Origin of the sequence: Caulobacter ginsengisoli (assembly GCF_030814835.1) — a bacterium.
In the GTDB taxonomy this organism is placed as follows: domain Bacteria; phylum Pseudomonadota; class Alphaproteobacteria; order Caulobacterales; family Caulobacteraceae; genus Caulobacter; species Caulobacter ginsengisoli.
Genome location: NZ_JAUSVS010000005.1, coordinates 124,087 through 150,596, shown reverse-complemented (window position 1 = coordinate 150,596; position 26,510 = coordinate 124,087). Strand labels below are relative to the sequence as shown.

25 protein-coding genes and 3 pseudogenes are annotated in these 26,510 nt (G+C 68.7%); 18 read left to right on the top strand and 10 right to left on the bottom strand.

What is annotated here, in order from left to right; all coding sequences use genetic code 11:
- Positions 1 to 54: 54 nt before the first annotated feature.
- Positions 55 to 1,425 carry an MFS transporter gene (locus QO010_RS13925; RefSeq protein WP_307350067.1) on the top strand — a complete coding sequence of 457 codons (1,371 nt, stop codon included), beginning with the start codon at positions 55 to 57 and terminating at the stop codon, positions 1,423 to 1,425.
- Here the strand turns inward: QO010_RS13925 and QO010_RS13920 are convergent.
- The gene (locus tag QO010_RS13920) at positions 1,390 to 2,229 is read right to left on the bottom strand and encodes an alpha/beta fold hydrolase (RefSeq protein ID WP_307350065.1); all 840 of its coding nucleotides are present in this window, start codon (positions 2,227 to 2,229) and stop codon (positions 1,390 to 1,392) included. The genes QO010_RS13925 and QO010_RS13920 overlap by 36 nt on opposite strands.
- On the bottom strand, positions 2,226 to 3,452 hold the full coding sequence (locus QO010_RS13915; protein WP_307350063.1) for an acyl-CoA dehydrogenase family protein: 1,227 nt from the start codon (positions 3,450 to 3,452) through the stop codon (positions 2,226 to 2,228). Before QO010_RS13915 ends, QO010_RS13920 begins: the two co-directional genes overlap by 4 nt.
- Before the next feature lie 123 nt (positions 3,453 to 3,575).
- On the opposite strand from QO010_RS13915, the gene msrA reads away from it, so the two are divergent.
- Positions 3,576 to 4,091: a peptide-methionine (S)-S-oxide reductase MsrA gene (gene msrA, locus QO010_RS13910; protein ID WP_307350062.1), complete on the top strand. Its 516-nt coding sequence runs from the start codon at positions 3,576 to 3,578 to the stop codon at positions 4,089 to 4,091.
- 153 nt (positions 4,092 to 4,244) lie between these two features.
- Here the strand turns inward: msrA and QO010_RS13905 are convergent, their stop codons facing one another.
- Positions 4,245 to 5,492 (bottom strand): cytochrome P450, encoded by a 1,248-nt coding sequence (locus QO010_RS13905; protein WP_307350060.1) that lies wholly within the window; start codon positions 5,490 to 5,492, stop codon positions 4,245 to 4,247.
- 132 nt (positions 5,493 to 5,624) lie between these two features.
- Between QO010_RS13905 and QO010_RS13900 the strand changes: the two genes are divergently transcribed.
- From QO010_RS13900 to QO010_RS13885, 4 genes are all read left to right on the top strand, one after another.
- Entirely contained in the window at positions 5,625 to 6,716 is a 1,092-nt protein-coding gene (locus QO010_RS13900; protein WP_307350059.1) for an acyl-CoA dehydrogenase family protein, read from the top strand.
- A 12-nt stretch (positions 6,717 to 6,728) separates the two neighbouring features.
- The gene (locus QO010_RS13895; RefSeq protein ID WP_307350058.1) at positions 6,729 to 7,922 is read left to right on the top strand and encodes an acyl-CoA dehydrogenase family protein; all 1,194 of its coding nucleotides are present in this window, start codon (positions 6,729 to 6,731) and stop codon (positions 7,920 to 7,922) included.
- Positions 7,919 to 9,010, top strand: coding sequence for an NADH:flavin oxidoreductase (locus QO010_RS13890; RefSeq protein WP_307350057.1), 1,092 nt, complete (start codon positions 7,919 to 7,921; stop codon positions 9,008 to 9,010). Before QO010_RS13895 ends, QO010_RS13890 begins: the two co-directional genes overlap by 4 nt.
- 85 nt (positions 9,011 to 9,095) lie before the next feature.
- On the top strand, positions 9,096 to 9,968 hold the full coding sequence (locus QO010_RS13885; RefSeq protein WP_307350056.1) for an SDR family NAD(P)-dependent oxidoreductase: 873 nt from the start codon (positions 9,096 to 9,098) through the stop codon (positions 9,966 to 9,968).
- Positions 9,969 to 10,134: 166 nt separating this feature from the next.
- Here the strand turns inward: QO010_RS13885 and QO010_RS13880 are convergent, their stop codons facing one another.
- Positions 10,135 to 11,394, bottom strand: a complete 1,260-nt coding sequence (locus QO010_RS13880; RefSeq protein ID WP_307350055.1) for an acyl-CoA dehydrogenase family protein — start codon at positions 11,392 to 11,394, stop codon at positions 10,135 to 10,137.
- Between the two features lie 11 nt (positions 11,395 to 11,405).
- Complete coding sequence (locus tag QO010_RS13875) at positions 11,406 to 13,019, bottom strand: flavin-containing monooxygenase (RefSeq protein ID WP_307350054.1); 1,614 nt, start codon at positions 13,017 to 13,019, stop codon at positions 11,406 to 11,408.
- Positions 13,020 to 13,166: 147 nt separating this feature from the next.
- Here QO010_RS13875 and QO010_RS13870 point away from each other — a divergent pair, with 147 nt between their 5' ends.
- Both QO010_RS13870 and QO010_RS13865 read left to right on the top strand, forming a co-directional pair.
- Positions 13,167 to 13,784, top strand: coding sequence for a glutathione S-transferase family protein (locus QO010_RS13870; protein ID WP_307350053.1), 618 nt, complete (start codon positions 13,167 to 13,169; stop codon positions 13,782 to 13,784).
- A gap of 276 nt (positions 13,785 to 14,060) precedes the next feature.
- The gene (locus tag QO010_RS13865) at positions 14,061 to 14,525 is read left to right on the top strand and encodes a hypothetical protein (RefSeq protein ID WP_307350052.1); all 465 of its coding nucleotides are present in this window, start codon (positions 14,061 to 14,063) and stop codon (positions 14,523 to 14,525) included.
- A 2-nt stretch (positions 14,526 to 14,527) separates the two neighbouring features.
- On the opposite strand, the gene QO010_RS13860 is transcribed toward QO010_RS13865, so the two are convergent.
- A complete protein-coding gene (locus QO010_RS13860) occupies positions 14,528 to 15,322 on the bottom strand; it encodes a methyltransferase domain-containing protein (RefSeq protein WP_307350051.1) in 795 nt (264 codons plus the stop codon).
- 107 nt (positions 15,323 to 15,429) lie between these two features.
- Here QO010_RS13860 and QO010_RS13855 point away from each other — a divergent pair, with 107 nt between their 5' ends.
- The 7 genes from QO010_RS13855 to QO010_RS13825 all read left to right on the top strand — a co-directional run bounded on the left by QO010_RS13855 (position 15,430) and on the right by QO010_RS13825 (position 22,644).
- A complete protein-coding gene (locus tag QO010_RS13855; protein WP_307350050.1) occupies positions 15,430 to 16,083 on the top strand; it encodes a hypothetical protein in 654 nt (217 codons plus the stop codon).
- A gap of 73 nt (positions 16,084 to 16,156) precedes the next feature.
- Positions 16,157 to 17,179, top strand: coding sequence for a ferritin-like domain-containing protein (locus QO010_RS13850; RefSeq protein ID WP_307350049.1), 1,023 nt, complete (start codon positions 16,157 to 16,159; stop codon positions 17,177 to 17,179).
- Positions 17,176 to 18,945 (top strand): hypothetical protein, encoded by a 1,770-nt coding sequence (locus QO010_RS13845; protein ID WP_307350048.1) that lies wholly within the window; start codon positions 17,176 to 17,178, stop codon positions 18,943 to 18,945. The genes QO010_RS13850 and QO010_RS13845 overlap by 4 nt, the downstream gene beginning before the upstream one ends.
- A 12-nt stretch (positions 18,946 to 18,957) precedes the next feature.
- Complete coding sequence (locus QO010_RS13840; protein WP_307350045.1) at positions 18,958 to 20,022, top strand: hypothetical protein; 1,065 nt, start codon at positions 18,958 to 18,960, stop codon at positions 20,020 to 20,022.
- 49 nt (positions 20,023 to 20,071) lie between these two features.
- Positions 20,072 to 20,488 carry an EVE domain-containing protein gene (locus QO010_RS13835; RefSeq protein ID WP_307350043.1) on the top strand — a complete coding sequence of 139 codons (417 nt, stop codon included), beginning with the start codon at positions 20,072 to 20,074 and terminating at the stop codon, positions 20,486 to 20,488.
- 222 nt (positions 20,489 to 20,710) lie between these two features.
- Positions 20,711 to 21,634, top strand: coding sequence for an ATP-grasp domain-containing protein (locus tag QO010_RS13830; RefSeq protein ID WP_307350042.1), 924 nt, complete (start codon positions 20,711 to 20,713; stop codon positions 21,632 to 21,634).
- Positions 21,631 to 22,644, top strand: coding sequence for an LLM class flavin-dependent oxidoreductase (locus QO010_RS13825; RefSeq protein WP_307350039.1), 1,014 nt, complete (start codon positions 21,631 to 21,633; stop codon positions 22,642 to 22,644). Before QO010_RS13830 ends, QO010_RS13825 begins: the two co-directional genes overlap by 4 nt.
- Before the next feature lie 31 nt (positions 22,645 to 22,675).
- Here QO010_RS13825 and QO010_RS24010 read toward each other — a convergent pair whose 3' ends face one another.
- From QO010_RS24010 to QO010_RS23995, 4 genes and pseudogenes are all read right to left on the bottom strand, one after another.
- The gene (locus QO010_RS24010; protein WP_370873761.1) at positions 22,676 to 23,050 is read right to left on the bottom strand and encodes a M10 family metallopeptidase C-terminal domain-containing protein; all 375 of its coding nucleotides are present in this window, start codon (positions 23,048 to 23,050) and stop codon (positions 22,676 to 22,678) included.
- Positions 23,042 to 23,908, bottom strand: a pseudogene (locus tag QO010_RS24005) (calcium-binding protein); the annotation flags it as partial. The gene QO010_RS24010 and the pseudogene QO010_RS24005, both read right to left, overlap by 9 nt.
- A gap of 3 nt (positions 23,909 to 23,911) precedes the next feature.
- Positions 23,912 to 24,016: pseudogene (locus tag QO010_RS24000) on the bottom strand (calcium-binding protein); the annotation flags it as partial.
- A 132-nt stretch (positions 24,017 to 24,148) separates the two neighbouring features.
- Positions 24,149 to 24,643, bottom strand: a pseudogene (locus QO010_RS23995) (calcium-binding protein); the annotation flags it as partial.
- A gap of 124 nt (positions 24,644 to 24,767) precedes the next feature.
- Here QO010_RS23995 and QO010_RS13815 point away from each other — a divergent pair.
- The 3 genes from QO010_RS13815 to QO010_RS13805 are packed head-to-tail and all read left to right on the top strand — an operon-like array spanning position 24,768 to position 26,418.
- Positions 24,768 to 25,634, top strand: a complete 867-nt coding sequence (locus tag QO010_RS13815; protein WP_307350035.1) for a hypothetical protein — start codon at positions 24,768 to 24,770, stop codon at positions 25,632 to 25,634.
- 30 nt (positions 25,635 to 25,664) lie between these two features.
- Positions 25,665 to 26,078, top strand: a complete 414-nt coding sequence (locus tag QO010_RS13810) for a styrene oxide isomerase (RefSeq protein WP_307350034.1) — start codon at positions 25,665 to 25,667, stop codon at positions 26,076 to 26,078.
- Entirely contained in the window at positions 26,059 to 26,418 is a 360-nt protein-coding gene (locus QO010_RS13805) for an MmcQ/YjbR family DNA-binding protein (RefSeq protein ID WP_307350032.1), read from the top strand. The genes QO010_RS13810 and QO010_RS13805 overlap by 20 nt, the downstream gene beginning before the upstream one ends.
- Positions 26,419 to 26,510 lie beyond the last annotated feature (92 nt).

The following is a 26,510-nucleotide window of genomic DNA, read 5'->3' as shown; positions in this document are numbered from 1 at the left end:
CACAAGCCGGCCGGCCTGTGGTCTCCTGCAACCAGATCCGCAAAGGACGCGACATTGCCCCAGGACAAGACCGCTCCGCTCTCGACCTGGCGTCTGGCCGCCTTCGCCGCGCCCTGTATCCCGGTGGCGGCCATGCTGATGCCGGTGACGGTCTATCTGCCCAACTACTACGCCAAGGACCTGGGGGTCGATCTGCGCGCCATCGGCTTCGCCTTCGCGATGGTGCGGTTGTTCGATCTCTGGCTGGACCCGGCCCTGGGCTTTTTGATCGACAAGACCAACACCCGATTCGGCCGCTTCCGGCCCTGGCTGGTCGGCGGCCTGCCCATCGCCGTTTTGGCCATCTGGATGCTGTTCATGGCCCGGCCGGGCATCGACGGCGCCTACATCCTGACCTGGCTGGTCATGGGCTATCTGGGCCAGTCCATGGCCACCATGGCCCATGTCACCTGGGCGGCGCGGCTGGCCCCGGACTACAGCCAGCGGGCGCGGGTGTTCGGCTGGTGGCAGGGCTTCGTGGTGCTGGGCATGCTGATCGTGCTGGCCATGCCGCCGATGATGAAGTTCGGCTTCGGGCTGGACTATGCCTCTGGCATCCGGGCCATGGGCTGGTTCGTGCTGATCAGCCTGCCGCTGGCCGTTCTGCTGGCCCTGCTGACGGTCCGCGAGCCGGCCGCCCCGCCCCATCATCAGCCGCCCCGGCTGCGGCAGTATCTGGCCCTGATCCGGCGGCCCTCGGTGCTGCGGTTGCTGGCGGTCGACATCCTGCTGCAGACCGGGCCGGTGATCGGCGGCACCCTGTTCTTCTTCTATTTCGAGGCGATGCGCGGCTATGACCGCTCGGCCGCGGGCCTCTTGCTGCTGCTCTATTTCGCCGGCGGCCTGGCGGGGGCGCCGCTGTGGAGCCGGTTGGGGCAGAGGATCGGCAAGCACAACGCCCTGGCCATCGCCGCTGTCGCCTATGCCGTCGCCCAGGGCTCGGTGCTGATCGCCCCGCACGGGCTGATCTGGGGCGTGATCACCATGACCCTGGCCGGCGTGCCCTTCGCGGCCGCCAATATCCTGCTGCGGGCCATGATGGCCGATATCGCCGACGAGGAGCGGCTGGCCAGCGGCGTCGACCGCAGTGGCCTCTTGTTCGGCCTGCTCAGCGGCACGGTGAAGATCGGCTCGGCCGCCGCCGTCTTCCTGGCCGCCAACCTGCTGAAGGACTTCGGCTTCGAGGCCAGGCTGGGCGCGGCCAACAACGGCCAGGCGCTGCTGGCCCTCTCCCTGACCTTCGCCCTGGCCCCCGCCGTCCTGGCCCTGATCGGCGCGGCGGTGCTGCGCGGCCACAGGCTGGACCAGGCCGCCCATGACGAGATCCGCCGCCAGCTGGAGCTGAAGGATTCAGGCCGGGGCGATGCGCTGGACATAGTCCAGTAGGGCCGCCCCGAACTCGGTGTTCTGGTCGCCGGCCACCATGTGCCGCGCGCCGGGGACGGTGATGATCTCGGCATGGGGCATGATCTGGCGGAAGGCGACGACGTCCTCCGGTCCCACCAGTTCACTGTTCTCGCCGCGCACCAGCAGGGTCGGCGCCGTAATGGCCCGCGCCCCCTCGGCCATGGCGTTGGTGGTCAGGCTGCGATCCTGGAACGTGCCCTCGATGAAGGCCGGGTCCCAGTGCCAGTAGAGCCGCCCGTCACGCTCGCGCAGGTTCTTCATCAGGCCGCGCGGATCGCTGGGCCGGCGGCGGTGGGGCAGGTAGGCCGCCACGGCGTCGGCGACCTCGTCCAGGTCGGCGAAGCCGTTTGGGCTGGCGCTCATGAAGCCCCGGATGCCGTCGGCGCCCGACGGACGTGGGACCGGGGTGATATCGACCAGGATCAGCGCGCGCACCTGGCCCGGCGCGGCCTTGGCCGAGGCCAGCAGCGAGGCCATGCCGCCGAGCGAGGCGCCGACCAGCACGACCGGCCGGCCGATGCTCTCGATAGCGGCGCTGACGTCCGCCCCGAAGGTCATCAGGCCATAGTCACCCTCGGGCGACCAGCCGCTGTCGCCATGGCCGCGCAGGTCCATGGCGATGGCGTGATAGCCGCGCTCCGCCAGCATCCGCGCCGTCGCGCCCCAGGCATGCCGGGTCTGGCCGCCGCCGTGCAGCAGCAGCACCGGCGCTCCGTCCGCCGGCCCGTGATGGTCGGCCGCCAGGGTGAGGCCGTCCTTGCCGATGAAATGATGCCTGCTCACAGCCCCAGCACCGCCTTGGCCATGATGTTGCGCTGGATCTCATTGGTCCCGGCATAGATCGAGCCGGCCCGGTCGTTGAGATATTTGGCCGCCACCGTCCAGCTGTACTCGGGTCCGACCCCGTCCTTCTGCGGCGGCGGCGTGAACCCTGGGGTCGGGCCGCCCGGCGAGACCATGTGCGGCTGGTAGACCCCGGCATAGGCGCCGGCCGCCGTCAGGGCGATCTCGGTCAGCCGCTGGCTGAGCTCGGTGCCGACGGTCTTGAGGATGGAGGATTCCGGCCCTGGCGCGCTGCCGACCGACAGGGCCGACATCACCCGAAACTCGATGGCCTCCAGCGCCTCGACCTGCACAGCCGCCTCGGCCAGCTGCCGGCGCAGGGCGATGCCCTCGCCGTCCGAGCGGTCGGGGAACTGGGCGTTGAGGATGCGCGCCGCCTTGGCCAGCCGCGCCTTCATGCCCGGGCTGGCCACCCCGCCGCCGCGCTCGAACTGCATCAGGTGCTTGGCCACGGTCCAGCCCTGGCCGATGGGGCCGACGGCATTCTTCCTGGGCACGCGCACGTCGGTGAAGAAGACGTGGTTCTGGATGTGCTCGCCCGACAGCGAGACGATGGGGGTGACCTCCACGCCCGGGCTGGTCATGTCGATCAGCAGGAAGGTGATGCCCTTCTGCGGGATCTCCTCGCGGGCCGTTCGGACCAGGCAGAAGATCCAGTTGGCCTCATGGGCATGGGTCGTCCACAGCTTGTGGCCGGTGCAGATGAAGTCCTCGCCGTCCTCGACCGCACTCATCTGCAGGGTGGCCAGGTCCGAGCCCGACTGCGGCTCGGAATAGCCCTGGCACCAGAAGTCGTCGCCGTTGAGCATGCGGGGCAGGAAGTAGTCCTGCTGCTCCTTGGTCCCATGCCCGATCAGCACCGGCCCGCACATGCCGATCCCCATCGGCGAGGTCGGCGGCGCCCCGGCCGCCGCCAGCTCGGTGGCGAAGATATAGCGCTGGCTGACCGACCAGCCGCAGCCGCCGAATTCCACCGGCCAGGCCGGCGCCGCCCAGCCCCGCTTGTTGAGGATGCGCTGCCAGGCCATGCCGATGCGGTAGTCGGCATAGACGCTGGTCAGGCTGGAGCCGGCCTTGCGCAGCTCGTCGGTCAGGCTCTGCGCCAGGAAGGCGCGGACCTCCTCCCGGAAGGCGATGTCCTCGGCGCTCCAGTCGATGTTCATGCGGGCCTCCAGACAGATTTCGAACCAGTCTGGCCGCTTGGCGTTGGGGAAGGCCAGAGCTTAGGGCTGGAAGATCGCCACCGAGCGCCTATCTTGCACCCGACCAACCCCAAGGAGACCGTCATGGCCGCAACCACCGAAACCGCCATCCTCGCCGGCGGCTGCTTCTGGGGCGTGCAGGACCTGATCCGCAAGATGCCCGGCGTGATCAAGACCCGGGTCGGCTATTCGGGCGGCGACGTCCTCAACGCCACCTACCGCAACCACGGCACGCACGCCGAGGCGGTGGAGATCGTCTTCGATCCGGCCGTCATCTCCTACCGCGACATCCTGGAATTCTTCTTCCAGATCCACGACCCGTCGACGAAGAACCGCCAGGGCAACGACATCGGCACCAGCTACCGCTCGGCCATCTTCTATCTGAGCGACGAGCAGAAGCGCGTCGCCGAAGACACCATCGCCGACGTCGACGCCTCGGGCCTCTGGCCCGGCAAGGCGGTGACCGAAGTCACCCCGGCCGGCCCCTTCTGGGAGGCCGAGCCCGAGCACCAGGACTACCTGGAACGCATCCCCAACGGCTACACCTGCCACTTCGTGCGGCCGGGCTGGAAGCTGCCGGTGCGGGCGAAGGCGAGCTAGCTCGGTTCTAACTCCCTCCCCTTTATGGGGAGGGACGGTCGCGTCAGCGACCCGGGTGGGGAACCCACGCCGGGCGATTCGCCTGAACCGCCGTGCCCCACCCTGGCGTCTTCGACGCCTGTCCCTCCCCATAAAGGGGAGGGAGTTTTACCCTTACACCGTTATCCGCACCGGCAAGGTCTCATACCCCTTCACGAAGCTGGACCTGACCCGCCTGGGTTCGCCCATCACCTCGACGAAACTCCAGCGCTTGAGAATCTCTTCCCAGACGATCTTCAGCTGCAGCTCGGCCAGGCGGTTTCCCACGCAGCGGTGGATGCCGAACCCGAACGACAGGTGCTGCCGGGGCCGTTCGCGGTCGATGATGAAGGCGTCGGGGTTGTCGATCATTTCGCCGTCGCGGTTGCCCGAGACGTACCACATGACGACCTTGTCGCCCTTCTTGATGGTCTGGCCGCCGATCTCGTAGTCCTCCAGCGCGGTGCGGCGCATATGGGCCAGCGGGGTCTGCCAGCGGATGATCTCGGGCACCATGGAGGTGATCAGGTCCGGGTTGGCCCGCAGCTTGGCGTATTCCTCCGGGAAGCGGTTCAGCGCCAGCACGCCGCCCGAGATCGAGTTGCGGGTGGTGTCGTTGCCGCCGACGATCAAGAGGATGATGTTGCCCAGATATTCGTCAGGGCTCATGTCGCGGGTGGCCTCGCCATGGGCCATCATCGAGACCAGGTCGCCGGCCGGCGGGGCGTTCACCCGCTGGTTCCACAGCCCGGTGAAACAGGCCAGGCATTCCAGCAGCTCGGCCTGGCGTTCCTCCTCGGTCTCGACGATGCCGCCGGGCATGGGCAGCGAGGTGGCGACATCCGACCAGCGGGTCAGCCGGCGCCGCTCCTCGAACGGGAAATCGAACAGCGTCGCCAGCATCTGGGTGGTCAGCTCGATCGACACCCGGTCCACCCAGTCGAAGGTCTCGCCGATCGGCAGGCCATCCAGGATGGTCTGCACCCGCCCGCGGATGATCGGCTCCATCTGGTGCAGGTTGGCCGGCGAGACGATGGGGCTGACCGTCTTGCGCTGCACGTCGTGGCGCGGCGGGTCCATGGCGATGAAGCTGGGCCGCCGCAGGTCCGGCGGGGCGTCGCGGATGGTGATGCCGCCCAGGGCCGCCTCGGAGCTGAACACCTGGTGGTTGGTGTCGATGGCCATGATGTCGTTGTAGCGGGTCACCGACCAGTAGGGCCCGAACTCGCTGTCCTTGCACCAGTGGATGGGGGCCTCGGCGCGCAGCCGCTCGAAATAGGGCCAGTGGGCGTCGTTGAGGAAGAGGTCGGGGTCGCCGGGGTGGAGATCCTCCAGCGGCGTCGTCCAGGCCTCCCCAGCCGGCTTCATCGCGCCATCAGCCATCGGTCGCCTCCTTCCTCGAGGTCATCTTTGCCCGCCAGCAAACGCCAAGGCGGGCCTTCGGGCAATAACTTTGCGCTTCGGGCTTGATTTCCGCGCGGTCGCTCTGCGATGGCTGAGGGAACGGGAGGCCCCATGATCTCATTTGCGCTCGACGAAGAGCAGACCATGATCCGCGACAGCCTGCAGGGCTTCGCACGGGATGTGCTGGCGCCGGGCGCGCGGGCCATCGACGAGGCCGGCGTCGTGCCGGACGACATCATCCGGCAGGGCTGGGACTTCGGCCTGATCGCCGCGGCCATTCCGGAGGCCTATGGCGGCGGCGGCATGGCGCGGTCCTCGATCACCAACGCCGTGGCGCTGGAGGCCCTGGGCGGCGGCTGCGCCAGCCAGGGGGCGGCGATCATGGCGCCGGGCCAGTTCGTGGGGGCGCTGATCGATTTCGGCAGCGAGGAGCAGAAGGCGGAGTATCTGCCGCGCTTTGCGGGCTCTGTGCCAGTGGCGGCGAGTCTCGCCCTGCAGGAGAGCCAGTTCGGGTTCGCCGCCGAATCCGAGCGGACCACCGCCCTGCGCAGCGGCAACGGCTGGGTGGTCTCCGGCGAGAAGCGCCTCGTGCCGCTGGGCGATCGGGCCGAGGTCTTCCTGGTCATGGCCCGCGATGTCGACACCGGCGAAACCGCCGCCTTCATCGTCCCGCGCGAGGCGGCCGGCCTGACCGTGTCCGCCGAGAGCGGCAGCATGGGTCTCAAGCCCCTGCCCCAGGCCAGGGTCACCCTAGCCGACGTCGAACTGCCCGGCTCGGCCAAGGTAGCGGTCGACGCCCAGAAGCTGGTCAACCAGGCCCGGGTCGGCGCCGCCGCCCTGGCCGTGGGCGTGTCGCGCCAGGCCACGGACTTCGCCATCCCCTACGCCAAGGAGCGGGTGGCGTTCGGCGAACCGATCGGCAAGAAGCAGTCGATCGCCTTCATGCTGGCCGACATGCATATCGAGTGCGAGGCGATGCGCTGGATGGTCTGGAAGGCCGCCAGCCTGCTCGAGCACGACGATCCGGGCGCGGCCAAGGCCAGCGTGCTGGCCCAGGACTACGTCCGCCGCAAGGCCGTGAAGATCGCCGACGACGCCCTGCAGATCTTCGGCGGCCACGGCTTCATCCGCGAGCTGCCGCTGGAGATGTGGCTGCGCAACGCCCGCACCCTGACCGTCCTCGACGGTCCGGTCTCGGTCTGAGGAGAGACGATCATGGCTGACTTCCGCTTCTCCGCCATCGACCAGCAGATCCTCGACAAGGTCGTCGAGGTTGGTGAATCCACGACCCGTCACACCCGCTACTACGAGGACCACGAGCATGAGACCCCGCCCGACCGTCTGGAAGGCGAGCGCGGCTTCGAGGAGGTCTTCCCGCTGTTCGGTCAGCGCGAGCCGGGCGACACCCCGATGATGACCCTGATGATGGCCGTCAGCATCGCCCGCGGCTCGACCAGCGGCGTGGTGCGGGGCCTGGGGCTGGCCATGCCGCAGGGCCGGGCGTCGGGCCTCGGCAACGCCGCCCTGCAGTCGGCCGGCACGCCGGAACAGAAGGCCAAATGGGGCAACCTGTTCCTGGCCATGTCGATCACCGAGCCCGGCGTCGGCTCCGACACCAAGGCCATCCAGACCACCGCCCGCCTGGACGGCGACGAATGGGTGATCAACGGCGACAAGATCTTCGTCACCGACGGGGTCAAGGCCGACGGGGCCATCGTCTGGGCGACCATCGACAAGTCGGCCGGCCGGGCGGGGATCAAGTCCTTTCTGGTGCTCAAGGACGCCCCCGGCTTCAAGCTGGTGCGCCAGGAGAAGAAGCTGGGCATCCGGGCGTCGGACACCGCCGCCTACGCCTTCGTCGACTGCCGTGTGCCGCGCGACGCCCTGCTGGGCGGCGACGAGACCGTGCCCAAGGACGGCGGCTCGGCCGGCTACAAGGGGGTGATGAAGACCTTCAACATGACCCGCCCGGCCGTGGCCAGCGGCGGCGTCGCCAAGGCCAAGGGGGCGCTGGAGTTCGCCAAGGCCGAGATGGCCAAGGAAGGGGTCGAGGTCGATTGGGGAAAGAGCTTCCGCAACCGCTCGGCGGTCGAGCAGAAGCTGATCGAGATGGAGGCCGACACCGAGGCCGCGGCCCTGACTGTGCTGCACGCGGCCTGGCTCAGCGACGTCAAGCAGCCCAACAACCTGGAAAGCTCGGTCTGCAAGGCCAAGGGCGGCGAGGTCTGCCGCACCATCCCGCAGGCGGCCATGGACGTGCTGGGCGGCATGTCGGTCAGCCATGACCACCTGGTCGAGAAGTTCCTGCGCGATGGCCGCATCAGCGACATCTACGAGGGCACCGGCCAGATCCAGCGGCTGATCATCGCCCGCGAAATCCTGGGCTACTCCTCGGAGGAGCTGACGTGACCGACCCCTTCACGCCCCTGACCTTCAAGAGGGGTCCGGCCATGAAGAACCGCTTCATGCTGGCCCCGCTGACCAACCTGCAGAGCCATCCGGACGGCCGGCTGTCGGACGACGAGTTCCGCTGGCTGACCAAGCCGGCGGAAGGCGGCTTTGGCCTGACCATGACCTGCGCGGCCCATGTCCAGGCCGTCGGCCAGGGCTTTCCCGGCCAGCTGGGCGTCTTCTCCGACGACCACCTCGAAGGCCTGACCCGCCTGGCTGCCGCCATCAAGGCGGCCGGCAGCGTCGCGGCCCTGCAGATGCACCACGCCGGCAACCGCTCGCCCAAGGACCTGGTCGGCCAGCCGGTCTGCCCGTCGGACGATGCGGAGACCGGGGCGCGGGCCCTGACGACCGGCGAGGTCGAGGCGCTGGTCGAGTCCTTCGTGGCCGCCGCCGTGCGGGCCCAGACGGCGGGGTTCGACGGGGTCGAGATCCACGGGGCGCACGGCTACATCCTGGCCCAGTTCCTGTCGGCCGAGGTCAACCGCCGCGAGGACCGCTATGGCGGCTCCCTGGAAAACCGCGCCCGGGTCATCCGCGAGATCATCGCCGGCGTCCGCGCCCGCTGCCGGCCCGACTTCCAGCTGGGCCTGCGGCTGTCGCCTGAGCGGTTCGGGCTCAAGCTCGCCGAGATCCGCGACCTGGCCGGCCAGCTGATGGCCGAGGGCGGCATCGACTATCTCGACATGTCGCTGTGGGACGTCGGCAAGGAGCCGGTCGAGGAAGACTTCAAAGGCCGGACCCTGATGTCCTGGTTCACCGAGCTGGACCGCCATGGTGTGCGCCTGGGCGTGGCCGGCAAGATCACCAGCGCCGCCAAGGTCGCTGAGACCCTGAGCGCCGGCGCCGACTATGTGCTGATCGGCCGGGCGGCCATCGTCAATCACGACTTCCCGCGCCGGGTCGCGGCCGATCCGGCCTTCGGTCCCACGCCCCTGCCGGTGACGCGCGAGCACCTGGCCGCCGAGGGCCTGGGCCCGGCCTTCATCACCTACATGTCCACCTGGCCGGGTTTCGTGGCCGTCGAGGAAGCCGCCACCGCCTGACCCACCTCGCTGTGTGATCAGCGTAAACCTAGGCTCGCGCATCCCACCCCGCCACGCTACAGAGGGTGAAAACGGGAGGACAACCATGCGCGACGTCAGCGGCAAGACCGCCTTCATCACCGGCGGGGCCAGCGGCATCGGCCTGGCCATGGCCGAGGCCTTCGGGGCGGCGGGCATGTCGGTCATGCTGGCCGATATCGAGTCGATGGCCCTGAACGCCGCCGTGGCGCATCTGGAGGAACGCCAGATCCGCGCCGCCGGCGTGCTGTGCGACGTCAGCGTCCGCGATGCGGTGGAAAAGGCCGCCGAGGAAACCATCGCCCAGTTCGGCAAGGTGCATGTGGTCTGCAACAACGCCGGCGTCGGCGCGGGCGGCCCGATCGGCCAGGTCCCGGCCGCCGACTGGGACTGGACGCTGGAGGTCAACCTGATGGGGGTGATCTACGGGACCGAAGCCTTCCTGCCCCACATCCGCGCCCATGGCGAAGGCGGCTATATCGTCAACACCGCCTCGATGGCCGGTCTGATCTCGCCGCCGGGCATGGAGCCCTACTGCGCCAGCAAATACGCCGTGGTCGCCCTGTCGGAGGGCTGGAACGCCCAGCTGGCGGCCGAGAACATCGGGGTCGGCGTCCTCTGCCCCGGCTTCGTGAAGACCCAGATCGACCGCTCGCGCCGCAACCGGCCGGACCGGTTCGGCGGGGCCGAGGCCTCGGACAATCTGGTCGCCTCGGAGTTCGTCCAGGGCGGCATCGACCCGGCCCGGGTCGGGCGCCGGGTGCTGGAGGCCATCCAGGCGAACGAGCTCTACATCTTCACCCACCCCGGCATGCGGGCGGCCGTGCAAGACCGCTTCGGCCGGATCATGAAGGGCTTCGACCAGGCCGACGCCAGCCCGGCCCTGCAGGGGCTGGAGGAGCCGGTGTTCCCGGTCGGCGGGATGGGGACGGGGCAATAAGGCTCCCTTCCTCCTCGATGGAGGAAGGGTTGGGGATGGTGGTGGTGGCAATGCGTTTCCGGAAAGACGCGGGGTGGCGACCACGCCTCCCTGAGCCCATCACCTAAACTCCGAGCGCGCGCCACCAACCCTGCCCTTCCTCCATCGAGGAGGAAGGGTTCTAGGCTCAGTGGTTGGCCAACTCCGCCCGGCCCACCACCATATGGTGCACCTCGTCGGGCCCATCCGCGAACCGCAGATGCCGCACGTCGGTGTAGAGCTCGGCCAGCGGGGTCCATTCCGAGATTCCCGTCGCGCCATGGATCTGGATGGCCTGGTCGATGATCTCGCAGACCTTTTCCGGGACCATGGCCTTGACCATGCTGACCCAGACCCGGGCCTCGCGGTTGCCCAGCACGTCCATGGCCTTGGCGGCCTTGAGCACCATCAGCCGCATGGCCTCGATCTCGATCCGGGCCCGGGAAACCAGCTCCAGGTTCTTGCCCAGCTGGATCAGCGGCTTGCCGAAGGCGACGCGGGTGGTGGCGCGCTTGACCATCAGGTCCAGGGCCTTCTCGGCCTTGCCGATCGAGCGCATGCAGTGGTGGATGCGCCCCGGTCCCAGGCGGACCTGGCTGATCTCGAAGCCGCGGCCCTCGCCCAGCAGGATGTTCTCCTTGGGCACCCGGACGTTGTCGAGCTTGATATGCATGTGGCCGCGCGGGGCGTGGTCGTGGCCGAAGACGTGCATGGGGCCCAGGATGTTGACCCCGGGCGTGTCCATGGGGACCAGGATCTGCGACTGCTGGAACTGGGCGGGGGCGTCGGGGGACGTCTTGACCATGCAGATCATGATCTTGCAGCGCGGGTCGCCGGCCCCGGAGATGTAGTATTTCTCGCCGTTGATCACCCACTCGTCCCCGACCAGCTCGGCGCGGGTGGCGATGTTCTTGGCGTCGGACGAGGCGACGCCCGGCTCGGTCATCGCATAGCAGGAACGGATCTCGCCGTTCAGCAGCGGCCTCAGCCACCGCTCCTTCTGTTCGGGCGTGCCGACCCGGTCCAGCACCTCCATGTTGCCGGTGTCGGGGGCCGAGCAGTTGAGGCTTTCGGAGGCCAGCGGGCTCTTGCCCAGCTCCACGGCGATATAGGCGTAGTCGAGGTTCGTCAGTCCACGGCCGATCTCGGAGTCCGGCAGGAAGAAGTTCCACAGGCCGGAGGCCTTGGCCTTGTCCTTGGCGGTCTGCAGCAGCTCCAGCTGGCCCGGCCCCCAGCTCCAGCGGTCGGCCCGGCCCTCGCCCCGCCGGAAGAATTCCTCCGTGATCGGCTCGACGTTTTCGGCGATGTGGCGCTTGACCGCCTCCATCAGCGGTTCGGCCGACCTGGACATGGCCAAGTTGTTCAGCTCGGCTTCGGCGTCGGGGCGGATATCGACGATCTGGTTCATGGCGTTGCCTTTCAGCGGGCGGAAGAGGAGAGGGCAAAGCCCCGGTAGTCGTTGGCGACGACGTCGTCGCAATACTCGCGATAGGGCCCGACCCCGCCGACATAGGGCATGAAGACCCTGGGCTTGCCGGGCACGTTGGCCCCCAGATACCAGCTGTTGGCCTGGGGATAGAGGGTCGCATCCGCCACCTCGTTGACATGCGCCACCCAGGCGTCCTCGGCCTCGGGCGTGGCCTCGATGGTGGTCAGCTGGCGGCCGTTCAGATGGGTGATGCAGTCGGCGATCCAGTCGACGTGCTGCTCGATGGAGACCACCATGTTGCTGAGCACCGAGGGGCTGCCCGGGCCGGTGACCAGGAAGAGGTTGGGAAAGCCCGCCACCATCAGGCCCAGATAGGTGCGGGGGCCATGTTCCCACTTGTCCTTCAGCGCCGCCCCGCCCTTGCCGCGGATGTCGATCCTGTTCAGCGCCCCGGTCATGGCGTCGAAGCCGATGGCGTAGACCAGGGCGTCGAAGCTGTAGGCCGCGCCCGAAGCGAGCCGCAGGCCGGTCGGGGTGATGGTCTCGATGGGATCGCTGGAGATATCGACCAGGCTGACATTGTCCTGGTTGAACACCTCGTAATAGCCGGTGTCGACGCAGAGCCGCTTGGTCCCGAACGGATAGCTCTTGGGGACCAGCTTCTCGGCGGTCTCGGGGTCCTTGACGATGGCCCGGATCTTGTCGGCCACGAAGCCGGCGGCCAGGCTGTTGGCCGCCAGATCCACCCCCTGGTCGGCGAAGGCCGCGCCGATGGCGAAGCCGCCCTTGGCCCAGCAGGCCTCATAGACCGCCCGCCGCTCGGCCTCGTCGGTCTCCAGGGCCAGCCGCTCGGTCGGCTCGAGGGCGACGATGCCGATGCCCGACAGCCTGGCCTTCTGGCGCAGCTCGGCCCGGTTCTCGCGCCAGTATTCCACCACGGCCGGATCGACCGGGGCGTTGTGGGCCGGGACGCTGTAGTTGGGCGTGCGCTGGAAAACGATGAGTTCGCCGACGCTCTTGGCGATCTCGGTGATCGACTGGATGGCCGAGGAGCCGGTGCCGATCACCGCCACCCGCTTGCCGGTGAAATCGACGCCTTCATGCGGCCAGCGGCCGGTGTGGTAGCTGGGGCCCTGGAAGCTGTCGGCGCCCGGAAATTTCGGCTCGTTGGGCGAGGAGAGGCAGCCGGTGGCCATCACGCAGAACCGCGCCTCCACCGTCTCGCCCCCAGTCTTTTGGTTCTCGGTCGCAACCTTCCAGCGCGAGGTCGCCTCGTCGTAGAGGGCCGAAACCACCCGCGTCTCCAGGCTGATGTCGCGGCGCAGGTCGAAGCGGTCGGCCACGTGGTTGAGATAGCGCAGCAGCTCCGGCTGGGCGGCGTAGCGCTCGGTCCATTGCCACTCGTCCTGCAGGGCCTCGTCGAAGCTGTAGCTGTATTCCTGGCTCTCGATATCGACCCGCGCGCCCGGATAGCGGTTCCAGTACCAGGTGCCGCCGACCCCGTCCCCGGCCTCGAACACCCGCGCCGTCAGCCCCAGCCCGCGCATCCTGTGCAGCAGGTAGAGGCCCGAAAACCCGGCCCCGACGATGACCACGTCCAGCATCGATTCCTCACCCAACACTTGCCCAACACTTGTTTGAATCCTAGCCTAGGCCAATGGCGCCGTGAGGCAAGGTTGACGTTGGGTCCGACTTGACGCCCGCCCGCCGCCCCCTTCAAGTCGCGGCAACGAAAGCAAAGGGAGCGCGCCGTGAAACTCTACAGCTCGATGGGTCCCAACCCGCACATGGTGCGCATGTTCGCCGCCGAGAAGGGCCTTTCCCTGCCCATCGTCGAGGTCGACCTGATGGGCGGCGAGAACCGCCGGCCGCCCTACAACCAGGCCGTCAACCCGGCCGGCCAGACCCCGGCGCTGGAGCTGGACGGCGGCCAGACCATCACCGAGATCACCGTCATCTGCGAATATCTCGAGGAAAAGCACCCGACCCCGGCCCTGATCGGCGCGACCCCGGAGGAGCGGGCCGAGACCCGCATGTGGACCCGCCGCATCGACCTGAACATCTGCGAGCCCATGGCCAACGGCTTCCGCGCCTCGGAAGGCCGGCGCCTCTTCGAGAGCCGCATGAAGCTGGTCGGGGCCGAGGGCGCCGCCGAGCTGAAGGCCATAGCCAAGGACCGCATCCTCTGGCTCGACGGCCAGCTGGCCGGCCGCCAGTTCGTCTGCGGCGACCGCTTCAGCCTGGCCGACATCCTGCTGTTCTGCTTCCTGGCCTTCGGCGCCCAGGTTGCCCAGCCCATCCCCGACGAGGCCGGCTGGGTGAAAGCCTGGTTCGAACGGGTCAAGGCCCGGCCCAGCGCGGCGGCTTGAGGGTTCGGCGTCGGACGGTGCTCTGCGCTTTCCTCGCCCATTGGGCGAGGGGGACCACGAAGTGGTGGAGTGGGCTCTGTCAGCCCGCACATCATTGAAAGCAAACCCACCGCCGCAGTGCTCGATCCTGAAACGATGTGCGGGCCGATAGAGCCCACTCCGGCCCTCCGGGCCACCTCGCCCAATGGGCGAGGAAAGCGCAGAGCCGGTTGCGTCTGTCCTGGCTTTCGCTGACGGCCAGGAAACGGCAGACTGGCCAGACATAGGGGAAGCGCCATGTCCAGATATCTCGCCGCCGCCGCCGCCGTTGGCCTCCTCGCCGCCGCCACGCCGGCCCTGGCCGTCACCGTCCGTGACTGCGACGGCAGGACCGAGGCGGCCTACAACATCGTCGAGCCCTGGGAGACCAGCAGCAAGACCTTCTACCAGGGCCAGGTGCGGGTGGCCTATCTGGACACCGGCGGCGAGCCGGCCTGCTGCAGCGCCCACTTGCTGGTGCTGTTCTTCAACCAGGATGAGCCCGGCGGCGGCATGACCTGCCGGCTGGTCAGCGCCGAGGGCGACAATGGCTTTGCCGGCATCGACTTCAAGTCGCTGAAGAGCAGCTACGACCCGGCGCGCGGCCTGCTGCTCAGCTTCAACTACCGGGTCTTCCCGCCCGGCGGCGACGGCTCGACCCTGAACCGGGGCGTGGCCAGGGTGCGGGTCAATGTCGCCGGCGGCGCGGTGACGGCGGAGTAGCGCTACCAGACCGCCCAGACCCCGACCACGCGCGGCAGGCTGAGCAGCGTCCCCGGCGTGCGGGCGGTTTCGTAGAGTTCGGCGACGATGGCCTTCAGTTCGGCCTCGGTCGCCAGGCCCTCGTCCAGCACCGACTGGGCGGTGAGCTCCATGGTGATCGGCGCCACCAGCTTGACCTCGCCGTCGATCCCGGCCGGCTGGGCGATGGAGACGTCCACGGCCCCAAATCCCGCCTGTGTCAGCAGGGCCGGCAGCCGGCGGCCGATGAAGGCGTCGCCGCCGCGCCGCGCGAGGGTCTGGCTGTAGAGCTCGACATAGCGGCGAAAGGCCGGGCTGTCGGGAAAGCTGAAATGGCCGTCGAAATCGACGTCCTCGACCACCAGGACACCGCCGGGGTTCAAGGCCGCCCGCATCCGCTCCAGAGCCGCCGACGGGTCGGTCAGGTGGGTCAGCAGGAAACGGACATGGACGAGGTCGAACCCGGCCTCGACCGGGTCGCGCAGAATGTCGGCCTGGCGGAACTCGACATTGACCAGCCCCTGGGCGGCCGCCTCCGTCCGGGCGATGTCCAGCTTGACCGGATCGATGTCCGTGCCGACCACCGATCCGTCCGGCCCGACCATCCGGGCCAGGTCGAAGGCCACGTCGCCGCCGCCGCAGGCCACCTCCAGGCAGCGCATGCCCGGCTGGGCGCCGGCCCGCTCGAGCAGGGCCAGGGTCGAGGGCCGCATGACCCGCGACAGCAGCCGCAGCCGCTCGCGGCCGTCCAGGCCCCCGGCGATGATGTAGCTGGCCATCCCCGCTCCCCTTCAAAAACGCATAGCCGTTAGCCGGACTTCGGCAATTCCCGGCGCCCCGGGCCTGAGGCACATCAAGCCATCGTCGCCGCACCGGAGCCATAGCCATGTTTGTCGGACATTACGCCGCCGCCCTCGCCGCCAAGACCGCCGAACCCCGCGCGAAACTTTGGACCTATGTCGCCGCCGTGCAGCTGCTCGACATCGGCTGGGGCGGGCTGGTCGCCGCCGGGGTCGAGAAGGTGCGGATCGACCCGGCCCTGCCCGGCAGCCCGCTGGACCTCTATTTCATGCCCTACACCCACAGCCTGGCCGGAGCCCTGGCCTGGTCGGCAGGGGCGCTGCTTCTCACACGGGTCGCCCTCAAGCTGCCCTGGCGCGCCGCCGTCTTCGTCGGGCTGGCGGTGTTTTCCCACTGGCTGCTCGACCTGCTGGTCCACCGGCCCGACCTGGAGGTCTGGGCGGGCCAGGCCAAGCTGGGGTTCGGCTTCTGGAACTACCCCCTCCCCGAAATGGCGCTGGAGCTGGGCCTGGTCGGCATCGCCGGCGGGGCTCTGATCGCCGCCCGCAAGGACGCCGGGTCCAAGGCCTGGCCGGTGATCGGCTTCCTGGCCTTCCTGACCGCCCTGCAGATGGTCGCCTCGTCCACGCCCTTCAATCCGGATCCGCTGGCGACCGGGGCCCTGGTCATCCTTGTCTACGGGCTGGCGACGGCGGTCGCCTGGCTGGTCGACAGGGGTCCGTCCACGGCACCCAATTAGGGGCGGCAACCGCTTCCATATTCCCGTAACGCGTGTATCGTCCCCGGCATTCGTGAGAGTGCCGGGGACCGCCATGATCCGTCTGCAAAGCAAGCCGATCGCCAGCCTCGCCGAGGCGCGCAAGCAGCTGCAGACCGCCATTGGCGTGGAGTTCGGCACCCTGCCGCCCTACCTCTACGCCCTCTATTCCATTCCGCCGGGCCAGAACCTGCAGGCCGCTGAGCGCATCAAGTCGGTGGCCATGCAGGAGATGATCCACATGTGCCTGGCCTGTAACATCCTCAACGCCATCGGCGGCGAGCCGGCGCTCAAGCCGCCCAAGTATCCGGGGCCGCTGCCCGGCGACATCGGCCCGCCGGGCGGCAAGCCGCTGAAGATCCGCCTCTATCCCTTCTCCAAGGAAGCCATGGCCCAGGGCATGGCCATCGAGGAGCCGATGGACGGCCCGATCGACTTCCCCGACAAGCCGATGCTCAAGGCCGGCAAGAGCGAGACCGTGACCATCGGCGAGTTCTACACCCGCCTGGACGCCTACCTCGCCACCCTGCCCGCCTCGGACTGGCATGCCGGCCGCAACCAGATCGACGACAACCAGTATTTCATGGGCCAGCTGTTCGACGTGAACGGCTATCCAGACGCCCACAAGGCCATCGAGCAGATCATTTCCGAGGGCGAGGGGGCCAGCAACAGCCCGCTCGATTTCCAGCAGGAGGTCGCCCACTTCTACCGGTTCGAGGAGGTGTTCCGGAACCAGGTGCTGACCAAGGACCCCAATCCCAAGGGCTATGCCTGGACGGGGACCCTGGGGGTGGACTGGAAGGCGGTCTATCCGGCCATCATCGACCCGGCCAGCCACGACTTCAGCCACGACCCGCCCGCCGCCCGGGCCGCCCAGAAGGCCTGCGACGCCGCCTTCAGCCGGATGGTCCGTGAACTGCAGCTGGCGGTGACCGGTCACGAGGGGCATCTGGGCCTGGCGGTGCGGGCGATGTTCGACCTGCGCATGGCCGCCCATGTCGCCTTCACCACCCCGCTGGCCGATCCGAAGAAGGTCGCGGGGCCCAGCTTCGTCTATAAACCCGGAGCCTGGAAATGAGCGTCCTCGAAACGCCGCGCGTCCTCTTCAAGGGGACGATGAGCTGGGACCCCATCGTCACCAACAACCTGGCCCCGGCCTATGACGAGGCCAACGCCACGACGGTGTTCAACGTCGCCGAGACGGTGAAGGCCTATCGGGCGGCGGCCATCGCCAATGTCGCCTCCTCGGTCAACTGGAACCCCGACGGCACCCACCGCTCGGCCTTCTTCAGCACCTGCGTCAGCGGGGTGGATGTCGGCAATGGGGTCAGCACGGACGATCCGCTGATCGGGGCGCCGGTCAGCCTGCTGGGCATGCTGGTCGACGCCGAGCCGTACGGGGTCTTCACCTCGCAGCTGTTCTTCGACGCCATGAGCTTCGGCATCGCCGGGGGCTGTCAGGTCAAGGCGCCGCGCTCGCAGCGGGTGACCAGCCGGCAGATCAATTTCGGACGGAACCTGACCTACCGCTACAAGGCCGGCGTCGCCTCGGTCGTCTGGCAGACCTCGTTCGCCACGGCCGATGGGCTCAAGCTCTATCCACACGATTCCCCGGCCCTACAGGCCCTGGCCCAGGCCATGGCGGAAGACCCGACCGTCATCGGCCTGACCCTGCGCTGGAACAGCTATCGCACCCTCTATTTCGACAGCGCCGACGTCACCCAGAACCCGAAGCTGGCCCAGGAACTGGCCGACAAGCTGAAGCTCGGCGGCTTCCAGCCCAACCCCGCCCGAAGCGACGTGGTCGGGGTGCTGGGCCTCTGGCGCCAGGGCGAGCCGGCCAACGAACCGGGCGACCGGACCCTGCTCAACGCCGAGAATCCCAAGGGCCCCAGCATCGGGACCGCCTCGGCGCGTCTGACCCCCACCAGCCTGACCCTGGACCTGGCCAACAGCATCAGCGAGACCGGCGTCGACCTGACCAAGCAGGACCTGGGCCCCCTCACCGCCGTGGCCGTCGCCGCCGACGGGACCACCGTCCTGGCCCAGCTGGGGACCTTCGCCTACGCCGACTACGACAAGGACGCCTACGACAAATCCTCCGGGATCGTCGTGCTGCCGCTCGACGCCGACGCCGCCCAGGCCGCCGCCGACAACGACATCCAGCTGCGCGGCGCCGACGGGACCGTCTACCTGGCTGAAGCGGCGATCCGGGCCTACCCCCTGACCCCCAACCTCTACATCGACGAGGGCGACAACACCCAGGTCCAGGTCCAGGTCTACGACCGCGGCCTGCCGGCCGGCGGCGGGATCGAGGTGACCATGGTCCCGGTCAATCCTTCCACCCCGGTGATGGGTTCTGTGACCACCGACCCCAGCGGCCTGGCTGCGTTCCCGCTCACCGGCGTGCAGGGCCAGGTCGAGGGCTATGTGCTGCTCACCGGCCCGGACCCGACGCCGCCGCCCGGCGGCATCGATCCTCAGACCACGACCTATCTCTATGTCCGCACCCTGCCGGCCGACGACAATATCGCCGCCATGGCCCCGACCTGGGCCAATGTGCATGAGTTCGTGCTGTCCAACTGGCAGGCCATGGCCCCCTGCATGGACAACTGGCTGGACCTGGGCAGCGAGGCCCAGGTCAAATCCTATGGCCCGCTGATCAGGAAGCTGACCGACCCCGGCTACTTCGAAGCCTTCCGCTACATGCCGGTGACCCGCGACCTCAGCAAGGGCTCGCGCACGCTTCTCTATGCCTTCCTCGACGGCGGCAAGAAGACCCTGAAAGCCGCCGCCCCGCACAAACCCAGCAATCTCGAGCTCAGCCGCGCCATGCGCCGCTAGAAGGAGTCAGTCATGACCCGCAAGCTTCAGTTCAGCCTGGTCCTGGTCGCCCTGGCGGCCCTCGCGGTCGCGGCCTGCAAGCCCAAACCACCCCCGGCGCCGACCCCGCCGGACGTCTACGCCACCTACGGCGTGCACAGCGACGCCCATGCCGACGACTGCCAATACCCGACCTGCGTCTACGACCGCACGGCCGGCCAGCCGACCAACCCCAAATATCCGCCCTACTGGACCGCGACCTGGGCCATGTACCGGGTGTTCAACAACTGGCAGACCAACCTGCCCCCCTATGCCGGCAAGCCGCCGGCGACCCTGAAGGAGGGCGTCGACTACCAGACCTCCTGGGGGACCAGCTATTACGACTCCACCTGGACCGGCACGGTCGGAGGGGTGGCCGAAAAGGGGGCGATGGAGGAGCATTACGACAAGTTCTGCCTGCCCATCTTCCCCATCCCCAACAACTACAGCTGCTCGTTCATCTCGCTGGGCAAGATCGCCTTCTTCGTCACCTATGACGACCGGCCCAGCTGGATGCCGCCGGTCTGCCTGTTCTCGCCCAACAACCATCCGCCGGAGCTGGATTTCATCAAGCACCTGCCCTACGCGGTCGGGGATTCCCAGCAGCTGAACTTCACCGTCCAGGGCTACAGCTTCTGGGTCGGCCAGGACGGCAAGATCATGCAGACCGGCGCGGCCCCCGACCAGACCGACAAGGGCGGCATCCTGTTCGGCTACGCCTTCAACACCGAGCCCAAGCAGGACCGGGTCGACAAGACCGTGGGGTCCTACCGCCACCCCTCGTCCTTCTACTTCTCGGGCGTGCCGAAACTGCCCCAGGCCCCGCTGCCCAACGCCCCGATCGTCAGCCAGAACTATACCGACTTCGCCATGATCAAGCCGGACCCAGCCACCACCTGGGCCAAGGTCTCGGGCCTGGATCCCAAGGCCCTGCCGCCCTGCCAGCTGTTCGACCCGCCGGCCAGCGCCAACAAGGCGCTGCTGGGCGACGCGCCCGGCGGCTCGGCCCGCGTCCCGACCTGGGGCAGCATCGGCCGGCCCCAGCCCGCGGCGAAGTGACGACAGGGCTCGGCGCGGCTATCGTCGGGTCTCTTCCGGAGATTCTTCGATGACCGCGCCGCAGCACTGGCTGATCAAGTCCGAGCCGACCGTCTACAGCTTCGCCGACCTGCAGCGCGACGGCGGCACGGTCTGGGACGGGGTGCGCAACAACCAGGCGGCCCTCTATCTCAAGGCCATGAAGGTCGGGGACGAGTGCTTCTTCTACCATTCCCAGAAGGACCTGGCGGTGGTGGGGATCGCCAAGGTGTCGAAGGAAGCCTTTCTTGACCCGTCCGACCCCGCCGGCCGCTTCGTGGCGGTCGAGGTGGCGCCGGTGAAGCCGCTGAAACAGCCGGTCACGCTGGCCCAGATGAAGGCTGAGCCGAAACTCGCCGACATGGTCATGTTCCGGCTCTTCCGCCTCTCGGTGACCCCAATCACCGACGACCAGTGGAAGATCATTCTGGGGATAAGCGACACTTAGGAATCCTCACCCGGAGGGGGAGGGGGACCGCGCCGAAGGCGTGGTGGAGGGGGTTGCCGCTACAATCACGTCTGCCCGTAAGGATGCGGCTTGTCGGCTGCGCGCTATCCTGACGCCTGGATGCAGCGTCTGACCCCCTCCACCATGCTCCGCATGGTCCCCCTCCCCCTCCGGGGGAGGATTGGTTAGAAGCGACATCGCCTCCTCCCAGGAACCCGCCGCATGGCCGATCTCGCCGTCTTCTACGAGCATCCCCAGTGGTTCGCGCCCCTGTTCGCGGCGCTGGACCGCCACGGCGTCGACTATGTCGCCATCCCCATCCAGGATCACGTCTTCGACCCGGCCGACCCCACGCCGCCCGCCCCTGTGATCCTCAACCGCCTGGCCATGTCCTCCTTCCTGCGCCAGGAGGAGCACGCCCTCTTCTACTCCATGGCCGCGCTCGGCCACTGGCAGTCCCTGGGCGCGCGGGTGATCAACGGCCCCGGCGTGCTGGCCTACGACACCAACAAGGCCCGCCAGCTCAGCCTCTTCCACGCCGCGGGCCTGGCCATCCCCACCACCCGGGCCGCCCATCGCCGCGAGGACGCCCTGCGGCTCGCCGGCGAGATCGGCTACCCGGTCATCGTCAAGGTCAATGTGGGCGGCTCCGGCTCCGGCGTCGTGCGTTACGACAGCGCCGAGGAACTGGCCGCCGCCATCGCCGACGACAGCGTCCCGATGGGCGTCGACGGGGTGCTGCTGGTGCAGGACTATGTCCCGGCCCGCGACGCCCGGGTGATCCGCTGCGAGGTGCTGGCCGGCCGGCTGCTCTACGCCCTGGCCCTGGACGGGGCCGGCTCGACCTTCGATCTCTGCCCGGCCGATGTCTGCATGGTCGACAAGCCCTCCATCACCATCAGCGCCTTCACCCCGCCCCCGGAAATCACCGCCGCCGTCGAGCGGGTGGCGGCGATGAGCGGGCTGGATGTCGGGGGCATCGAATACATGGTCGACGAGCGCGACGGAGTCCCGCGCTTCTACGACCTCAACGCCCTCTCCAACTTCGTGGCCAAACCGCTGGAGGTGCTGGGCTACGACCCCCACGACAACCTGGTCGAATTCCTCAAGGGCGAGATCGTCAGTCAACGGAGGATCGCGGCGTGAGGTACGGTTTCTGGACCCCGGTCTTCGGCGGCTGGCTGCGCAACATCGCCGACGAGCAGATGGAGGCGAGCTGGGACTACACCAAACGCCTCTGCCAGCGGGCCGAGCAGATCGGCTATGACCTGACCCTGGTCGCCGAGCTGAACCTCAACGACATCAAGGGGACCGACCAGCCGGCCCTGGACGCCTGGTCCACCGCCGCCGCCCTGGCCGCCGTCACCGAAACCCTGGAGCTGATGGTCGCCGTCCGCCCCAACTTCCACCACCCGGCCCTGCTGGCCAAGCAGGCCGCCAATATCGACCGCATCTCCAATGGCCGGCTGGCGCTGAACGTCGTCTCCAGCTGGTGGGCCGAGGAGGCGACCAGCTATGGCCTGCAGTTCGACCAGCATGACGACCGCTACGGCCGCACCCGCGAATGGCTGGACGTGGTCGACGGCCTGTGGCGCCAGACCCCGTTCAGCTTCCAGGGCGAGCGCTACCAGCTCGACAACGCCATCTGCGAGCCCAAGCCGGTCCGCAAGCCGGTTATCTATGCCGGCGGCGAGTCCGACGCCGCCAAGACCATGATCGCCAGGCAGTGCGACGCCTATGTGATGCACGGCGACCCGGTGGAGGCCGTCACCGAAAAGATCGCCGATATGCGCCAGCGCCGCGAAGCCGCCGGCGGCCCGCCGATGACCTTCGGCATGGCCGCCTACGCCATCGTCCGCGACACCGAGGCAGAGGCCCAGGCCGAGGTCGAGCGGATCACGACCCTCGACCCCAACGCCCCGGGCTTCTCCAACTTCGACCAATGGCTCTCCGGCACCCAGCTCGAGCGGGAGATGAAGCGCCAAGAATACTCGGTCTCCAACCGCGGCCTGCGCCCGAACCTGGTCGGCACGCCCGCGCAAATCCGGGACCGGATCGCCGCCTATGAGGAGGCCGGGGTCGATCTGCTGTTGCTGCAGATGAGCCCGCAGTATGAGGAGATGGAGCGGTTCGCCGAACAGGTGATCGCCGGCTAGCTACTCCTCACCCGCAGGGGCAGGAGTATGGCTAGAGCAGCCAACCCCCACTGTCTCCGGTGACATTGCCGGCGATGGTCATGCGGTAGTCAGCCCTGCCATCGCCATCGACGTCCAGTCCCAGGACGGTGACCCCGCCGGCGAAACTGAGCGTCATCTCGCCGGCGTGGTGGGTGAAGTTTCCCACCAGATGGAAGGCGTCGTCGCCGGCGGTCGAGACGTCCGCGTCGATGGCCGAAAGGTCCAGCCGGTCGCCCTGGGCGGCGATCAGGTCGTTGACGGTGTCGGTCTCGATCGGCCCGCTGGCATGGATCGAGGCGGCCGTGACCACGAAGGTATCCGCGCCAGCGCCGCCGACCAGGATGTCCGCCCCGGTCCCACCGATCAGGGTGTCGTCGCCGTTCATTCCCTTGAGAAGATCGTCACCGGCCCCGCCATTGAGCCTGTTGGCGCCGCCGTTGCCGGTAAGGGCGTTCGCCGCGCCGTTACCGGTCCCGTCGATGTCGACCCCGCCCTCGAGCACCAGGTTCTCCGTGTCGGCGGCCAGGGTCCAGCTGACCGTGGCGCGAACCATGTCGGTTCCCTGGCCGGAAAACTCGAGCGTGACGTCGCCCGCGTCGTCGACATAGTAGACATCGTCGCCCAGAGCGCCGGCCATGGCGTCGACGCCCAGCCCGCCGGTCAGCACGTCATTGCCGTCGCCGCCGTTGAGGAAGTCGTTGCCGTCGCCGCCGTTCAGCTGGTCGGCGCCGACGCCGCCGTCCATCGAATCGACGCCGGCCCCGCCGTCCAGGAGGTCGGCGCCGGACCCGCCGACCAGATAGTCGTCGCCCTCGCCGCCATCCAGCCGGTCGTTGTCGCCGCCGCCGTCCAGGCTGTCGTCGCCGTCCTGGCCCAGCAACTGGTCGGCGCCGACGCCGCCCAGGACCAGGTCGGTCCCGGCCCCGGCCTTGATCAGGTCGTCGCCGTCGCCGCCGTCAATCTGGTTGGCGCCGCCGTTGCCGGTGATCACATTGGCCCCGCCGTTGCCGGTTCCGTCGATGTCGCCGGCGCCGTCGAGGATCAGGTTCTCCAGGTTGCCGCCCAGGGTCCAGCTGACCGAGGCGATGACCAGGTCGACGCCGTTGCCGCTGCTTTCGTTCGTCCTGTCGCCGGCGTCATCGACGATGAAGGTGTCGTCGCCGCTGCCGCCCGACATGAAATCGGCCCCGACCCCGCCGTCCAGCCAGTCGCCATTGGCCCCGCCGTCCAGGACATCGCCGCCGTCACCGCCGATCAGGACGTCGTCGCCGCCCGCCCCGCGCAGCATGTCCTGGCCGCCCAGGCCCACCAAGCGGTTGGCGCCGGCGTCGCCGCGGAGGATGTCGGCCATTTCCGAGCCGACCACGTTCTCGACATTGAGGACGGTCTCGTAAAGGTTGCCTTCGGCGTCGTTGAGGATGCTGTGGCCGGCCAGATCGACATTTGCCGCGAACTGCCCGAACTCGAAGCTGATGGTGTCGACGCCGTCCCCGCCGTCATAGACGTCCATCCCCGATCCGCTGACCAGATAGTCGTCGCCATTGCCGCCGTTGACGATGTCGTCGCCAGAGCCGCCGATCAGCCGGTCGGCCCCGTCGTCGCCGTTCAGCGTGTCGTTGGCGTCGGCCCCGTCCAGGACGTCGTTTCCCGCCCCGCCGGTGATGACGTTGTCGATGAAGTTGCCCGTGCCGACAAAGTCGCCGGTCCCCGTGAAGGTCAGGGCCTCGATGTCGAACAGCACGCCCAGGTCGTAACTGTTCAGGCTGGTCAGGATCAGGTCGGTCCCGCCGAAGCCGAACTCGATGACCACGTCGCCGGGATCGTCGACGATATAGAGGTCGCCGCCATCGCCGCCCTCCATGACGTCGGCCCCGGCCCCGCCGTCCAGGACGTCGTCGCCCTCGGCCCCGGTCAGGGTGTCGTCATCCGCCCCGCCGGTCAGGACGTCGTTGTCGGGCGTGCCAGGAAAATCGGCCATGCTATCCTCCCCAGAATGAGTGGGGCATTGGCCTTGGCGGGAGCCCGCCGCGGAACTGTAGAAAAAGCGCCGGACCGTCCCCGGCGCCCCGGCGCCCCTGTAGAAAACAGCGCGGATCGCCGCCATGGACCCTGAGGAGCTGGACGCCTGGCGGGCCCGGCCCGGATTTCCCGCCGCCCGCGACGCGGCCCTGGCCAGCCTGGTCGCCCTGTTCGACGCCAACCGCCTGCTGCTGCGGCTGCTCAGCGATCGCGGCCGGCTGATCATGCTGGCCGCCGCCCTGCACCTGGACCTGTCGGCCGACCCCGCCGACCCGACCTCGGGCCTCACGGTCGGGCGGCTGAAGGCCATCTTCGTCAGCACGGGGCTGGGCAGCGCGACCCGGGCTTCGGCGATGATCGCCCTGACCCGCTGGGCCGGCTACCTGGCCCCGGCCCCCACCCCCGCCGACCGCCGGCTGCAGCGCATGGTCGCCACGCCCCGGCTGGTCGAGGCGATGCGGACCATGTGGGCCGACCAGATCGCCGCCGTCGCGGCCCTCGAGCCGGACCTGGCGCCCCTGCCCGGCCGGCTGGCGCAGCGCGCGGTACTGGCCGCCTTCGTGGCCGAGGTCACCCGCCGCTACCTGGCCGGCTTCCGGTTTTCCGACGTCGTGCCGGAACTGACGGCGGCCCTGGACCGCAACAGCGGCCTGGCCGTGCTGGCCGAGCTGGCCCTGGCCGGGGCGGAGGGTCACAGCGTGTCCGGGCTGGCCCGCCGCTTCGGCGTCTCCCGCCCCCATGTCCTGGCCATCCTGGCCGACGCGCAGGCCCGCGGCCTGATCGCCCGCGACGGTGAAGGCCTGCAGGGCCTCGTCGTGCTGCCGGCGCTGCACGAGGCCCTCGACCGCTTCCAGGCCGCCAACTTCGCCTTCACCGCCGCCTGCGCCCGCGTGGCCCTGGCGGCCGTGGGCGATTTTCTCCGTGACAGGCCCGCCGAAGACAATTACTGACCGTCAGTCGGTAATTCTCGGAGACGCCGCATGGCCTTCAACCGCCCCCTCGCCCTTGGCGGGCTGACCCTGTTCTTCTTCGGCCTGATCCTGGGCTTCATCGTCCCGGCCTACGCCCCGCACCATGGCATGCTCTCGGCCCATCTGAACGCGGTGCAGACCGGGACCTTCGTGCTGGTCCTGGCCCTGTTCTGGCCCAAGCTGCCGCTCGGGAGAATGGCCGGCTGGCTGGCCCACCTGACCTGGGCGTCGTTCTGGTTGCTGCAGATCGGCATCACCCTCGCCGCCCAGGCTCAGGTCTCGCCCGACCTGGCCGGTCTCAAGCCTGCCGTGCTGGGTATCGAGGCGATCTGCTCGCTGGGCGTCACCCTGGCCACCGCCCTGGTGCTGTGGACGGTGCTGCGTCATCGGCTATCCTCGGGGGATGCTCAGCCCCGACCCTGACACGGTACTGACCCGCCTGCGCGCCCTGGCCCTGGCGCTGCCCGAAACGGACGAGATCGTCTCGCACGGCATCCCGGCCTTTCGCGTCGCCGGCAAGATGTTCGCCTATTTCCGCCACAACCATCATGGCGATGGCCGCACGGTCGTCTGCCTGAAGACCACCGGCCGCGACGAGCAGGAAATGCTGCTGGAGGCCGACCCCGACCTCTTCTCCTGGCCGGCCTATATCGGCGGGGCGGGCTGGATCGCCATGAGCCTGGCCGACCCCGACTGGCCGCATGTCGAGGCGCGGCTGCGGACCAGCTGGAAACTGGCGGCGCCCCGGCGGTTGCTGCGCTGATCGAAGAAAGAATTGACCACGAACAACACGAACAACACGAACGGAGCCTAGCCAGCTCTGACGGTGATGTTCGGAAGGACGCCTTCGGCGTC